At 43.3% G+C, this 15,517-nt stretch carries 12 protein-coding genes; all 12 read right to left on the bottom strand.

Translation table 11 applies throughout. The annotated features are described in order from the left end of the window. Positions 1 to 71 precede the first annotated feature (71 nt). The 12 genes from ACTNEW_RS05705 to ACTNEW_RS05760 all read right to left on the bottom strand — a co-directional run bounded on the left by ACTNEW_RS05705 (position 72) and on the right by ACTNEW_RS05760 (position 15,513). Positions 72 to 1,388 (bottom strand): D-alanyl-D-alanine carboxypeptidase family protein, encoded by a 1,317-nt coding sequence (locus ACTNEW_RS05705; protein ID WP_441058872.1) that lies wholly within the window; start codon positions 1,386 to 1,388, stop codon positions 72 to 74. Further along, positions 1,385 to 2,527: a dTDP-4-amino-4,6-dideoxygalactose transaminase gene (rffA, locus tag ACTNEW_RS05710; RefSeq protein WP_441058874.1), complete on the bottom strand. Its 1,143-nt coding sequence runs from the start codon at positions 2,525 to 2,527 to the stop codon at positions 1,385 to 1,387. Before rffA ends, ACTNEW_RS05705 begins: the two co-directional genes overlap by 4 nt. Positions 2,528 to 2,562: 35 nt before the next feature. Next, the gene (locus ACTNEW_RS05715; protein WP_441058876.1) at positions 2,563 to 3,552 is read right to left on the bottom strand and encodes a glycosyltransferase family 2 protein; all 990 of its coding nucleotides are present in this window, start codon (positions 3,550 to 3,552) and stop codon (positions 2,563 to 2,565) included. Positions 3,553 to 3,672: 120 nt separating this feature from the next. Then, entirely contained in the window at positions 3,673 to 4,017 is a 345-nt protein-coding gene (locus tag ACTNEW_RS05720) for a DMT family transporter (protein ID WP_441058878.1), read from the bottom strand. Further along, positions 4,010 to 4,396: an EamA family transporter gene (locus ACTNEW_RS05725; RefSeq protein ID WP_441058880.1), complete on the bottom strand. Its 387-nt coding sequence runs from the start codon at positions 4,394 to 4,396 to the stop codon at positions 4,010 to 4,012. The genes ACTNEW_RS05720 and ACTNEW_RS05725 overlap by 8 nt, the downstream gene beginning before the upstream one ends. 15 nt (positions 4,397 to 4,411) lie before the next feature. After that, on the bottom strand, positions 4,412 to 5,599 hold the full coding sequence (locus ACTNEW_RS05730) for an ATP-grasp domain-containing protein (protein WP_441058882.1): 1,188 nt from the start codon (positions 5,597 to 5,599) through the stop codon (positions 4,412 to 4,414). Further along, on the bottom strand, positions 5,596 to 7,710 hold the full coding sequence (locus ACTNEW_RS05735; protein WP_441058884.1) for a pyridoxal-phosphate dependent enzyme: 2,115 nt from the start codon (positions 7,708 to 7,710) through the stop codon (positions 5,596 to 5,598). Before ACTNEW_RS05735 ends, ACTNEW_RS05730 begins: the two co-directional genes overlap by 4 nt. A 125-nt stretch (positions 7,711 to 7,835) precedes the next feature. Then, positions 7,836 to 8,918, bottom strand: coding sequence for a dTDP-glucose 4,6-dehydratase (gene rfbB / locus ACTNEW_RS05740; protein WP_441058886.1), 1,083 nt, complete (start codon positions 8,916 to 8,918; stop codon positions 7,836 to 7,838). Positions 8,919 to 8,962: 44 nt separating this feature from the next. Then, entirely contained in the window at positions 8,963 to 10,441 is a 1,479-nt protein-coding gene (locus tag ACTNEW_RS05745; protein WP_441058888.1) for an N-acetylmuramoyl-L-alanine amidase, read from the bottom strand. 2 nt (positions 10,442 to 10,443) lie between these two features. After that, complete coding sequence (locus ACTNEW_RS05750) at positions 10,444 to 12,156, bottom strand: GH25 family lysozyme (protein WP_441058890.1); 1,713 nt, start codon at positions 12,154 to 12,156, stop codon at positions 10,444 to 10,446. Positions 12,157 to 12,383: 227 nt separating this feature from the next. Next, positions 12,384 to 15,161 carry a L,D-transpeptidase family protein gene (locus ACTNEW_RS05755; protein WP_441058892.1) on the bottom strand — a complete coding sequence of 926 codons (2,778 nt, stop codon included), beginning with the start codon at positions 15,159 to 15,161 and terminating at the stop codon, positions 12,384 to 12,386. Between the two features lie 88 nt (positions 15,162 to 15,249). Next, a complete protein-coding gene (locus tag ACTNEW_RS05760) occupies positions 15,250 to 15,513 on the bottom strand; it encodes an HPr family phosphocarrier protein (RefSeq protein ID WP_441058894.1) in 264 nt (87 codons plus the stop codon). Positions 15,514 to 15,517: the final 4 nt, after the last annotated feature.

Genomic DNA, 15,517 nt, shown 5'->3' on the forward strand with positions numbered 1-15,517 from the left:
TCATGATATTGATGATCATGTCTGCAAATGCAGGCATGTCTGTCTGATTTCTGTACTTACTTTTTATTTCTTTATTTCTTGTTTCTATGTTTTTTGTTGCTCCGCTTTTTCTTTTTATGATGAAGTGCTGCCAGAAGAACCACCAGCAGCAGAATCATAACTCCCATAATGATCAGAAGAATCACGATTCGATCCGTCAGTTCAGCTGTTTTTTTTTGCGTTTCTGTACCGGCCTCCGCCGCAGACTCTTCCTGATAAAGCGGTTCCTCATCCGCAGGATCCACTTCTTCCACCGGTTCTTCTTCCGACACTGTCGGAACAGGCGCTGCCGTCGGTTCCGGCACTTTTGCCGTGCCCATCAGCTGTCCGGATACATAGAACTGATACATCTTTCCGTCCTGCGAATCCACTTCCTTTTCTTCAATCTGATCGGTTGTCATGGTATTTGGAAGCATCACACTTCCATTTTTATATTCTGTCTTCTGAAAGTTCTGAAAGCCGTAATCAAACAACTGCCGGCTGTCCACACAGGCCTGACTCAGATCCACTGCTCTCAGAACAACCGCAATATAAGTCACACCATTCTGTTCTACACCGGTTACCAGTGTATATCCTGCATCATTCGTCATTCCTGATTTACCGCCGATGCATCCCGGATAATATAATGCAGATTCCTCCGCAAACAATGGATGATGTGTATGGAGTTTTCGTTCTTCACTGTTTTTGTTCGTTGCGGGAATTACATAAGTTGGTGTATTAAGAATTTTCCGGTAGGTTTCATTTTCCAATCCCTCGCGAAAAATCAATGCCATATCTCTGGCTGTTGTATACTGACTGTCATCCGGAAGTCCGCTTGCATTGGCAAAATGTGTATTGGTACAGCCGATTTCTGCAGCTCTCGCATTCATCATATCAATAAAATTCTGCTCTGTACCGCCTACATGCTCTGCGATCTGAGCCGAAACTTCATTTGCCGAATAAATGATCATGGCATAAAGACAATCCTCCATGGTCATGACTTCCCCAAGCTGCATACCAATATTGCCGGAATCCGGTGTCACATCCCGGACACCCGTCTCTGTAAAAGTCACCTCTTCATCCAGACTGCTGTTTTCTACAGCAACCAGAAGCGTCATCAGCTTGGTGATACTGGCCGGATAGCGGAGTTCATCCGCCCCCTTCTCATAAAGAACCGCACCTGTTTCCGCCTCCATGAGAATTCCGGTGTTGCAGGAGATTTCCGGTCCCTGCGGCCAGCCTTCCCGCTCATTGCTGGAAATACCATATACTGCATTCAGATCAACAGATGCCGCCATAACCGTGCTTACCGTGCAGACTGCTGCAGAAGCAGCAATTGCCGCGCACAAAACTTTTTTCCATTTTTTCATAGTTTTCCCTCAAATCCATCAAAAGAAACAATCGCATCCACAACTTTCTTTACGTCTTCCATGTCCAGATTATAGAACATGGGAAGGCGCAGAAGTCTCTCGCTCTCTTTTGTGGTGTAGACATCTTCTCCATGGAATCTGCCGAATTTCTTTCCTGCCGGTGACGAATGGAGCGGAACATAATGGAACACACTGCAGATTCCCCTCTCTCTCAGATAGGAGAGAAGCCGTGTACGTACCTCCATGTCCCGTACTTTTATATAATACATATGTGCATTATGGACACATCCTTCCGGTACAGACGGCTGCTCAATCTTTCCTTCATCCGCCAGGCATTTCAGATTCTCATGGTAATAATTGTAAATCTCCATACGTTTATGGCTGATTTTCTCATGTTCCTCCAGCTGCGCATAAAGATACGCCGCGTTCAGTTCGCTTGGCAGATAGGAAGACCCATAATCCACCCAGCGGTATTTATCTACCTGTCCCCGGAAAAATTTACTCCGGTCCGTGCCCTTTTCCCGAAGGATTTCCGCACGATCCAGGTATTTCTCATCCTGAAAGAGAAGGGCTCCGCCTTCTCCCATGGTATAATTCTTTGTCTCATGAAAGCTGTAGCAGCCGAAATCCCCGATGCTTCCCAGGGCTTTTCCCTTATAAAAAGCATCCACGCCCTGTGCTGCATCCTCGATCACTTTCAATCCATATTTCGCAGCAATTGCCATAATCGTATCCATCTCGCAGGCTACTCCTGCATAATGGACCGGGACAATCGCCCGGGTTCTCGGCGTTACTGCATCCTCGATCAGTTTTTCATCCATATTCAGGGTATCCGGACGGATATCCACAAATACCACCTTTGCTCCCCGCAATACAAAAGCATCAGCAGTGGATACAAACGTATAAGAAGGCATGATCACCTCATCCCCCGGCTGGATATCGGAAAGATAAGCCGCCATTTCCAAAGCATGCGTACAGGAAGTTGTCAGAAGTACCTTCCTGACCTGAAACTTCTCCTCCATCCACTGAGAACAGCGTCTGGTATAAATTCCATCCCCGCACAGCATTCCCCGGTCCACTGCATCTTTAATGTACTCCATCTCTCTGCCGGTAAAGGCAGGTCTGTTAAAATCAATCATGGATCTCCTCTTCGTCATCTTTTCTTCTTCAGTATCTACACTTCCGGTCTGTGTCCGGGATTCCTCTCAGCGGAATCCGTCTCTGTCTCCGGATGTGTATCCTGGACAATATTTTCCTTATCTCTTATTACATACTGAGGTGTCTTATTTATATTCAAAATGACTTTGCCCAGATATTCGCCAATAATTCCCAGCATCAGGAAACAGAATCCAAACAGTACCAGCATGACACACATCAGAGAGGACCAGCCAATGACTGTTGCCGGATTCAGAATTTTCCGTATCAGAACTGCTATTGCACCGATAAATCCTGCTGCCGAAAAAAGTGTACCCAGAAAGGTCGCAACACGCAGGGGAATCACTGTAAAATTCAGACAGGACAGAAACAGTTTCAGCCCTCTCCGGAAATTATAATTGGAAGTTCCCACTTCTCTTGCATAATGTTCGATCTCAATATTGGCAATGTTATGGGTCGTACGGAAAAACAGTACCTGAATAAACGTATTGTATCCGTCATATTTCACCACTTCATCCCTCACATAACGGCGGCAGCACCAGAAGCTGCTCATCTGAATGTCCTTCGGACGATCCAGGAGGTGCCAGAGAAGGAAACGGCTGACTGCACCTGTCATATTTTTAAAAACAGAAAACTTCCGTTCTTTAAACACTCCAAAAACAATATCATAGCCTTCCTGCATTTTATCCAGGAACTGCGGAATCTGTGACGGATGGTTCTGCATATCATCGTCCATTCCCACAATCAGTTCTCCTTCTGTATAATGGAGCGCAGCCATGATTGCATTGTGCTGCCCGAAATTTTTGGCAAGATTGATTCCCTTCACATTGGGATATTTCTCCGTCAGTGAATGGATTGCCTGCCAAGTATGATCTCTGGAATAATCATTGACCAGAACAAATTCGCATTCATAATCATCCAGTTTCTGAAATTCTTCAATTGCCAGTTCCACCACCCTGCCGATGGTGTGTTCTGAATTATAACACGGTATTACAATGGATACCAGCATCTTTCTGACTCCTTCTTTTCTCTCGCATTTCACGGGATGTACCAGTACATCGTAAATGAATAACTGATATATCTGTCTTGCCTGTTATCTGACGTACTAATAAACAGCAACAATCCGCCTTTATAGATTAAAAATCACGATTCCACACAGAATCAATGCAAATCCCAGCAGTTTTCTCCTGCTGAAACGTTCTTTCAAAAACAGGTAGCCCAGAACAGACACAAAAATATAGCCTGTGGATTCCAGAATCGGTGACATGGACAGCGGCACATATTTGAGCGCGATCATGGTCAGTATCACGGAACCGAAAAACATGGCGTACGCACCAATGACCAGCGGATTCAGGTATTCCATAAGAGGATTTCTGTAACTTCTGTTTGCAGCCTTTTTTAACAGAATCTGGGATACCGAGGAAATCATAACAGAAATCAGCAGCACACACACTCCCACTTGCAATTCACTCACTGCTGCCACCGCCTCTCTCTGTGTTTTCACTCGTTACCAGATAAATTCCTGCAAAAATCACTGCTGCCCCAACAATCATATTCCATGTAATCTTCTCTCCAAAAATCAGACTTCCCCAGATAATTCCCCAGATCAATGTCACAGGTTTGTTGGCATAGGCAACTGTCAGAGGCATTCTTTTCAGAATCTGCTGCCAGATAATGGCATACCCAAACATAATTACAAAAACCAGACCAAACCAGAACAGAAACGAAATGGACAAAATATGATCCGTATATCTGGATGCCATTTTGGAACAGACTCCGCTGAGGGAACTGAATAACAGGCTGATATGCAGCAATAAAAATGTACCTTTTTTTGCAGACAAATAATTTCTCATGCTATTTTCTCACAATCATAGAGTAAATTCAATGTTAATTTTCGACAAAACCTGTGTGAGTCTCTTTTCACAGGCATCCAGATCTGATCCCGTCAGAATCACCTGGCCCAGCCGATCTCTGCCGTTTTCATATCTGCGAACCACATCTCCCGGCTCAATGTTAAAAGAAAGATCATAAATATCGTCTGAACGTACATTTTCATTATGTATCTCTTTTACAATCCCGGTTGTTTCTGATGTCAGGATTCTGGATAAATTCGCCTGATGCGGGGCATCTTCCCGAAACATTTTTTCCGGTTCCATATCAAGCGCCAGCCGCACAATGGCTTCATAATAATTGATTCCATAATACAATCCCACCATTTCCGGCAGACAGGTAGCACCGGCACGTCCAGTAATTTCAATCACATAAATTCTGTCATCTTTTTCGATCAGATCACAGTTGACCGGACAGTTGTCCAGCCCGACCGCTTTGATGGCAAGACCGACCTGACGTTCTACTTCCGCACCGAGTTTTTTCTGTTTTCTGTACGGAACTGAATGACCTATGGGAGTTGGAACATAACTCTGGTAAGCTTCAATATTATTCGGCAGACAGTAAAGCAGTTTCCCGTCAGAAATCATCGCCTCGCATCCCAGAATCTTTCCTTCAATAAATTCCTCCAGAAGACAGTAGTCTTTTTTGGTTGCTGCCATCGTTTCCCCATAATATGTCCGTGCTTCTTCTTTTGTGATGCAGCGAAAAATCCCCCTGCTTCCCATCAGATCCACCGCTTTTACGATTACCGGGAAGCGTAACTCATCAAGAGCCGCCTCCAGCTCTTCTCTGCTTCGGATACAGATATGGCGGGCACAGTTCACACCGCCCTGCAAAAAAGCTTCTTTCATTTTGTACTTATCGCTGCTGATTTCACCTGCTCTGGCTGAGAGTCCCTTAATGCCAAGTTTTTCACAGACATAGCCAATTGCTTTTACTCCTGTGTCAAGACAGCAGGTTGTAATTCCATCAATCTGGTATTCCTCTGCAGCCCGAAGTACTGCTTCAGGATCCGAAATATCTGTAAAAGAACTCTCATCCGCTGCAGAAAATCCCGGCCAGTCCCCCGGTGTACTGACAGCAATCGTATGGACTCCCAGCTTTCTCGCCGCCTCATAAAGCGGAAGCTGAGAATAACTGGCACCCAGAATCATTAATTTTTTCATTTCAAGCTCTCCGATTTCTCCATCAGATAATCAAAAAATAACGGCGTTCCTCCTGTATGAAGGAAAAGAATATTTTTATTTTCTATCCCGTGTTCCTCCAGATATTTCATCATACCATAAAATGCTTTTCCTGTATATGTCATATCTAACGGAATTCCATCCGTCCGATAGACCTGACTGATCAAATCTGCCACATTCTGCGAATATACACCATAACCGCCTTCCATATAGGCATCTGTAAAGGAAATGGCCTCCTCCGGATGTTTCGGAAGAGAAATGGAAAACCTGTCTGCGTATTCCTGAAGATTTCCGGCAATCACTTCTTTTCCTCTCTTTTCATTTCTGGAGACAGAAATTCCAATGATCTTCCGTTTGTCTTTTTTCAACAGGCTTCCCATCAATAGTCCGGACTGTGTGGCATTGGTACTGGAAGCCAGGAAAATATAATCGAATTTTCCACCGCTTCTCTTTTCGAAATCACAGATTTCCACATAAGTTTCCACATAAGCTTGCATGGGTACCCACTCATTTCCGGTTCCGTAAATAGTTCCGTAAATATAATAGGGATGATATCCTCTTTCTGTCAGTTCATTCATTGCCTGCTGCACTGCATCTGCAATCCCCTGTTTCGTACACCGGATCTCCTTTACCCCCATCTCGTGGATGATACGGCTGTTGTGGGTTTCTTTCTCTTCTTTCATATCCTCCGTATTGTGAATCATGTAACAGGGAATATCCAGTTCCCGACAAAGTGTTGACAGAATCCGGCAGAGATTGGAATGGTAATTACCATAAATAATCATACTGTCGCAATGCTTTGTCTGCATATCCTCCACAAATTTCCGGGCAAAGCGGACTTTGTTTCCGCCAAAGGAGAAGGGAAGCAGATCATCCCTCTTCATATAAAATGCATTTTTTTCATCTGAAAAACGAAGTTTCTGGATCGGAGTTTCAAAAATCTCCACCGGGTTTTCTGCAGGACCTTCATAAAGAAGAGCTTCCATCTCTTCCATGGAATCCGCCTGAAGAATATAAAATCCCGGTCTGCTCCCGCTGTCCGTAATCACTGCATCTTTCACCGGACTGTCCAGAACAGTTTTTTTCACTTTATCCGGATTTTCCTTTTGTATACGTTCCATATGCTTCAGATCTTTTTCATTCATCAAAAAACGGATAGCCGCCACATATTCTTCCGCTTCTTTTATTTCCGGTTTTCTTCCCGCCGCTGTATCCACCACCATCTTTACAAAATCCTGTCCTGTAGATAAGGGAACAAGATCCGAACCGATGCAGTCACCGCCCATACGCGATCCGATTTCAATGATGCGCACATTTCCCTCCGAATCAATACGCAGTTCGCTGTGTCCTGCTCCATACCGTATTCCCAATGCATCCAGTGCCTCAAATACCGTCTGTTTCACTTTTTCCTTCATCTGCTCTTTCAAAGGTGCCGGCTGCAGATGTCCTACTTCAATATAGTGGGGCTCTCCTGTGGTATATTTTTTGGTAATCGCCAGACAGGTATGATTTCCTTCAAAACTGATGGTCTCCACACTGTACTCTGCGCCGCAGATGTATTCTTCGACAATGGCTTTTTTCTCAAAAGACTGAGAAACTGCATTTTTTATCGCTTCCTGCAGTTTATCCGGAGTTTCAACTTTTGTAATTGCACGGCTTCCGGAACGGTCTGTCGGCTTTACGATAACCGGATAAGACGGGGGAATCATCTCCTGTCCTTCTTCTGCAATCTGAAAGAAAGGTACGGGAATGCCCGCTTTCTGAAATGCCTTGCGCATGATATATTTGTTTGTAGAATTGCGGATACACTCCCTGCTGTTGCACGGAAGTCCCAGTTTTTCAGCAAGATACTGAACTGTAATATTGGCCAGATCTGAACCTATGGTAGCCACTGCTTTCGGCTGGATTTTGCGGCAGATTTCCAGTATTTTTTCCTTTTCCGTGATGCTGATCTCGTAAAAAACATCCGCGTCTTCTGCTCCTGTTGCCCCTTCCCGCCAGGCAAATACATGCGTTTCATATCCCATATCCTTTGCCTTCTGGATCAGAGGGCGCTGAAAGTCATTTGCACCGATAATCACTATTTTTTCCATTATGCTCTCTCCAAAATAGGAAATGCTGCATTTCCTGAGGTCCTGCAGCATTTCATTTATATTTCCTGTAATTTTTTCTATACAGCTATCTCCGGGATTTTTCCCGGCTGACGGAGTCTCTGTTTTTATTTGGTTTTGTACATTTCCTCGTAGTACTTCTGGTAATCACCGCTGGTGACATTTTTCATCCAGTCTTCGTGCTCAAAGAACCATTGAATTGTCAGACGAATGCCATCCTCAAAACAGGTTTCCGGATACCAGCCGACTTCTTCTTTAATCTTATCCGGCGCAATCGCATAACGACGGTCATGTCCCTTACGGTCTTCCACATAAGTGATCAGATCATCACTTACCAGCTTTTTGCGCGGATCATCATCCGGGAGCATCTCCTGAAGAGTATCCAGAATAATGTGAATGATCTGAATATTCTGCTTCTCATTATGACCGCCGATATTATATGTTTCAAAAAGACGGCCTTTTTCCTGAACCATATCTATGCCTTTTGCATGATCCATCACATACAGCCAGTCACGGACATTTTTACCGTCACCGTATACCGGAAGTTTCTTGCCCTGAAGCGCATTGTTAATAATCAGCGGAATCAGTTTTTCCGGGAACTGGTACGGACCGTAGTTATTGCTGCAGTTCGTAATGTTTGCCGGGAATTTATAGGTATCCATGTACGCCTTTACCAGCATATCCGATGATGCCTTGCTGGCAGAATACGGGCTGTGCGGTGCATATGGAGTCGTTTCATAAAAATATCCTCCGTCCTCTTCCAGAGAACCATAAACTTCATCTGTAGAAACATGAAGGAATTTTTTATCCGTCTTAAATGTACCATCCGGAAGTTCCCACGCAGCCTTAGCGGCATTCAGCATCACAAGTGTTCCGAGAACATTGGTTTTTACAAAAACATCCGGATTCTTAATACTCCGGTCCACATGGCTCTCCGCAGCAAAATGTACGACACGGTCAATATCGTTTTCTTCAAAGATCTTCATGATCGCATCGCTGTCACAGATATCTGCCTTAACAAAAGTATAGTTTTCTTTGTCTTCGATATCCTTCAGATTCTCCAGGTTTCCTGCATAGGTGAGCTTATCCACATTGATGATGCGGATCGTGTCTCCGTATTTTTCAAACATATAGTGAATATAGTTGGAACCAATAAATCCGGCACCTCCGGTTACTAAATAAGTTCTCATTTTCCTGTTTCTCCTTTTATCTTTTCAGCATTCTGCTGATTCTGTCATTTACGGTTGGTACAAATTCCCTGGGAATTAAACCGGTACACTTTTCCTTTGGAATCCTTCATCGTAGTATTCTTCAGCATAATTCCATTTTTATTAAAATAATAGTATTTACCGCCCGACTTCAGCCACCCGATCCGGGCTTTTCCATTGGAATTGAAATAATATCTGTTATTTTTAACTGTTTTAAATCCTTTGTCAAATCGTATGCCATTGGCATCTATATAATAAATGGCAGAAGAGGAAATTTTTATAATTTTATCCCTGACCAGATATGCTTCTTTGGCATCAAAATAATAATATTTCGAACTGATTTTCTGAAATCCCCGCAGAGCATAGCCTTTACTGCCTACATAGTATTTCTTTTTCTCAAAAGTTGTCCAGCCTTTCAGACGCTTCCCGTCTTTTCCGAAAAGATACACATTTCCGGAACCGGAAACAAGCTTTACATTTTTGTAGAGATATGCGTATTTACTGTTGAAATAATACCAGTCGCCATTCGTTTCCATCCATCCCTGCACAGCAGATCCATCTTCTCGGAAATAATAGGTTTTTCCCTGAACCTCCTGCCATCCATACTGCCTCACGCCGTCAGCATTCACATAATAAATTTTGCCATCAAGAGTCAGAAGTTTATTCACAGCTTTTACATTATTTTTATAATAATAGAATTTCCCATCCTCTTCTATCCAGCCGTTTTTCTTTCCGGGATCAATTGGTTCCTCTTTTGCAGGAAGCTGCCTGATATAGCTGACGATTGCTCTGGCATCTGCCTGACCGATTTTCTTCAGCTTGGCATCACTGCTCAAAAATTTACTTACGTCAGAATAACTGCTGATAAATGCATGTTCAATAATAACTCCGGGGAGATTATTCTCTACGCTGCTGTATACAATCTGATAATAATCTCTTATTTTGCCGTTAGGATATCTGCTTCCATCAGAAGAAAGGCGATACAGCATACCTCCTGTATCCTGATTGCGCTTTGCAATTCCCAGTTTCCCAAGTTCATTCATCACATAAGTTCCGAATTTTTTCTCTTTTGCCGCCAGGCTGGGCCGATAGTTTCCCCTGGAAATCAGAACACAGGCTCCTTTTGCGTAACCGCTGTCTTCCGAGTTGATATGCATGCTCACCAGAATGTCCGCTTTTGCCTTTTTTGCCGTAGCTACTCTGTTCTTCAGAGAGGGACATGTATTTTTTGTTCTGGTTAAAATCACTTTAATGTTTGTATACTTTTTCAGTTCCTGCTTTGTATAATTGGCAATTTTCCAGTTCATATCTGCTTCCAGATACAACCTGCCATTATGTCTGGCATCGGAACCCGAGTCAATTCCTCCATGCCCCGGATCCAGTACTACAACAAATTCACCGGTATTCACTGTTGCAGCCTCCGCCGCTTCCGGTCTGAACATCAAAATTGATAAAACACTCCAAATGATCAATAACCCTTTTAAAAAAACTTTCTTTTCTTTCATAACTAATGTACATCCTGTTTTTTATATTGTTTCGTACATACACCCGATTTATTAAACACAGATACCACTCCTGTGGAACTGGTAAGGGTTATGTTTTCCGCACGGACTCCTGATTTTTTGGAAGTACCCTTATAGAAATAATACTTCTTTCCATTAATCTTATGCCAGCCTTTGTATGCACGTCCATTTTTATCAAAATAGTAGGTATTCTTCACACCATTTTCTTTCACCGTATAGAATCCGTTTTCATAACGCGCTCCGGTGCTGCCAAGATAATAAATATTCCCGGCTGTGGAAATCAGTTTGCAGTTCTTATACATATAGGCATTCGTTTTGTTAAAATAATAGGTTTTTCCATTAATAGTATAGAAACCTTTCACAGCGTAACCGTTTGATGCCATATAATACTTTTTTTCTTTCCAGGTAACCCACGTTTTGGAGACTCTCGCTCCGCTTGCATTTACATAACAGATATTTTTTTTGGTCGAAACAAGCAGTGTACTCTTGTAGAGATATCCTTTTTTACTGTTGAAATAATAATATTTTCCACCAATTTTCTGCCAGCCGGTCAGTTTCACATTATTCTTGTAATAATAGGTTTTTCCACTCTCTGTTTTCCATCCGTTTTTCACCGCCGTAGCAGTTGTTGGCTTTGGTGTGGCCGTTGGCTTCGGTGTCGGTGTCGCCGTTGGCTTTGGGGTAGCCGTCGGTTTCGGTGTTGGTGTCGCTGTTGGCTTTGGCGTCGCTGTTGGTTTTGGCGTAGCCGTCGGTTTTGGTGTCGGAGTCGCCGTTACTGTTGATGAACCTGTATAAGAAGAAAGCGGCTGTGTACGGGGAGTAATCACTTTTGTATAATCCTTATAGCCAAAATTCACATCAACGTTATTGTAAACCGGAATGCCGTCAATCAATCCCTTGGTGGAGTTCAATATTCCTCCTCCGTCTCCATCTGTGGATTGCCAGATTGTATACTGATAATCAGAACTTGGCGGTGCCTGAATCTTGTCTCCGTATCTCGCAACCCATACATCAATCCCCTTCAGCAATGACCAGTCTATTTTATCGTCATACCAGTAAGTATTACAATACACCATCGGATAATAACCGGCTTTTTTTATCTCATTGCAAAAGGTCAGTGCAAGCTTTGATACCTGTGTTTTTGACAATTCTCCCATACGGGAATATTCCATATCAAACACAACCGGATAAGAAACCTTGTATCCTTTCATTTTACTGATGACCAGCTGCGCTTCTTTCAGAGCTGCTGATGTTGTAGTGGCGGTACTGTAAATATAAACCCCAACCGGAACCCCGGCTGCAGCTGCATTTTTCATATTTGCCGCATATTGTTTATCAAGATAACTGGTTCCATAAGCAACACGAACAAATGCAAAATCCACAGAAGAATTCTTAACCTTTTTCCAGTCGATGACTCCCTGCCATTCTGAAACATCGATTCCGCGGGTAATCGCTCCCGGAATTATTTCTCCGCTGCCGTTATAACATACTCCGTTGATTTTTTTCCAGGCATTTTCACTGCCCGATGATGCGCGCAGCAATCCTTCTGAACTTTCATATGCTTCACGCTCTTCCTGTGCAACCGTATCCCAGCGCTCATAAGGTGAAGCCGATATTCTGGCAGTCCCAATCAGTCCGATTGTCAACATTACACAGAGAATCAGCAGGTATATGCCTTTTCTTTTCTTTCCCTTCATTTTATCCCCCTGAATCATACTCCTCTATCATATTGAAAAAATATTAAGGTTTTGTTACATTTTTTATTATACATAGATGTATGTGGAAATGCAAGGAAATTCCTGTGAGCCAAAAGGGAATCCTGCCCGGAGGGCTTTTTTATATCATAGGAAAATGTGAGGCACTTTCCTTTAACATAAAAGACGCTCCCCGATTATTTCGGAGAGCGCCATAACTCACATCACGATCAATGCCATGCTTTATTGTCTGTCGGATCAAAATTCTTGGAACCGTACAAAGGTGTCAGAGCCCTGCGGCCAAGAGGTCCCTTCATGGATTCATTTGCATTGTATTTTCCGTCAATGATGCGGATGGTAGAACCATTGCAGTTATAGAATACCCATCTTGCATCTGCTACGCAGCAGCGAATGCATCCATGAGAAGCCGGATTTCCAAGCTTGTTATATTCACCTGCCGGAAGATTATAATAACTTCTGGAGCTTCCTGCAACAGAATGAATGAAGATACCTCCATTGCCCGCCCCGTCTACATGAGTTCCATACTGCCCCCATGAGGGTCCCATCAATGCCTGCCATCTATTATAACTGGTAAGCCGCATATTCCTGTTAGTCGGCCAGGTCGGTGTTCCCGGAAGACCGACAGAAACACGGATACTCTTAAGCGGAACTGTTCCTGATGAATTATATACCGTCATTACACCGTTCACACGGTCACATACCAGATAATACGGTCCGCTGTATAAATTTGTGAGATCATTGATCCGGTAACCGTTTTTATCAAAATAGTATGTCAGACCATCAATCTTCTTCGATGTATTCTTTACAAACAATCCGGTCTCTGGATCAATATATTTCACCTGATTTTTCGCATTGTTGATGATCACCCAGCCTGCAGAATAAAACTTACCGGTGCTGTCCACATATCCCTTAACGCCATTTCTGGTAACTGCTGCATTTGTCTTGATCGTATAATCACTGTTAAAATAATAATAATATCCGCCGATTTTCTTCCACCCGGATTTGTAAAGAACTCCGTCGCTTCCGGCATAATACCATTTATTATTATAATGGATCATTTTGTTTTTATACATCACACCCTTCGGTGTTGAACTGGTAGAAGACTGGAAGAAATAAGTCTTTCCGTTTACCGTAGTAATTCCGCTTGCAAGACGTCCATCCGTACGAAAATAACGACCGGATTTAGTAAGGTAATTCACATAATGATTCCCGCTGCTCGGGAAATAAAACCATCCGGCACTCTTTCCTTCCGGAGTGATAACCCTCTGCCAGCCTTTCTTTTCTACAATTTTACCTGGTGTTGAACCATAATAGAAATAACGTTTACTTCCGTATGCGAGTCTGTACCATCCATTTTTATAGGTGGAGCGACGCCCGTTGGAAGTGAAATAATATCTGGCGCCATTAAATTTTACTACTTTATTTTTATAGATACGCCCGTATTTGTCTGTACCATAATAATAACTTCCGACTTTTGCCATTTTGCTTTTCAGGATATAGCCGTTTTTATCCAGCATGTATGTATAATCACCGACACTGCTGTCTATATTCTTATCAAGCCTTGTAACTTTCGCGACTTTTGAGGAGCGGCGTCCGTCAGAATTATACTTCCACCAGCGATACACGCCCTTGCTGTCTGCTATGCGCAGCCATCCGGACCGAAGCATCTTACCCGGAATATCACCTTCCTTCTCAGCCGGCTGGCAATAATACTCTCCCGGTTTTTTCCCATCGCTGATGGTAATAATACCAGTACATGGCGTACCATCATTTTTTAAAATGTAATACGCTCCATTGATCTTATAATATCCATAATATTTATCTGCTTTTGTATTGATCGTTTTCAGACCGGATACCGATACGAAACCACCTTTCGAAGAATAATAACGGAAGGTAGTTCCTGTCCACAGCCAGTAAGATTTCTGCATTTGGCCAAGATCAGAATTCATCGGGGTACATACTGCAGTTGAATTCGGATCTTTCAGCGTTGCATTTGCCTCATCCATGAAGAAATGCTCCACTTCTTTATCATAATTGGATCCGGAGCCTTCCTCGTTTGACGGAACCATATAACGTCCTGTGATCAGATAACCTTCTGCGTCAAAATAATAATCTCCTTCTGCAACCGGATCTTTCACAGTAGGATCATTGCTGTATGTTGCAATATGAACAATCCCGTCTGCCTGTGTATAAAACTGTTCTGGGGAAACATCCGTCTGCAGCAGTACGTCCGGATCTGTATTCTCTGCTGCATCAGCTTCTTCAGAAGCAGAATTCAGTGCCTCCGCAGAAACTGTCTCTTCCTGTGCAGCAGGCACTTCAGAAGCCGTCATAATATCTGCATCTTCTGCCTGAACCTCTTCCAATCCTGCAGCAGGATCCTTATCCGCCTCTGCAGCACCATCGTATGTCGTCATACTATCCGAAGTACCAGTAGTGTCCGTTTCTGTATTTTCTCCGGCAGCCTGTTCTTCCGGAACAGAAGCGGTCACTGTGACAACCGGTTTTTTCAGTCTCCATTTGCCATATGTGGTTCTGATCCAGTCCGTTTCATGAATATTTCCGTCTGATGCTGTCAGAATTTCCGTCTGAATCTCATTGGTCTCCGTATTCTGAGAATCTGCTGAAGTTTCCCCTGCTGAAAACAGTTCAATATCATTCGAAGAAATATCATTTTCTTCTGCAGATACATCTGTTGTTTCCGGAGTCGGTGTTATCACTTCCGCTGTCGGAGTTGTCTGCTCTCCCGAAGGTGTCACTGCTTCCGGAACAGTTGTCTCTGTTGTTTCTGTTTCCGGTGCTTCTGCCGTTTCAGAAGACTCAGTCCCGGTTACAGGTTCAGATTCTGTGATTCCTGCTGAAGAATCATCAAACTCCGACCATGTTACCCCATCTGTCTGGTCTGAAAAAGCAGCGGCACCAGTCTGGCAGATCATAGACATACAAAGTGTAATACTCAATGCAGCTGCTGCTAATTTCTTTTTCACAATAATTCCTCCTTATTCTCCTGATAAATACTTTTCATTCCATACTCTTAAAACAGTACTTCGTGAACAGTTGCCTGTTCCTCATGATTTACTCTCCCAGACCACTGCTGATTGCCGTGATCAGCGCATCCATTGCTTCCTGTTCATCTTTACCCTCACAGGTCAACTCAATTTCATCTCCGCATTTCACACACGCGCCAAGAACACTTAATACGCTCTTGGCATTAGCCGTACAGTCTTCAAATGTGAATGTGATCAGAGATTTGTACTTCATTGCTTCCTTACAAAGCAGCCCTGCCGGTCTCAAATGAAGTCCTGTTGGATTTTTAATTGTTATTTTCTGACTGATCATGATG

The organism is Blautia sp. HCP3S3_G3 (assembly GCF_052063365.1).
GTDB lineage: Bacteria > Bacillota > Clostridia > Lachnospirales > Lachnospiraceae > Blautia_A.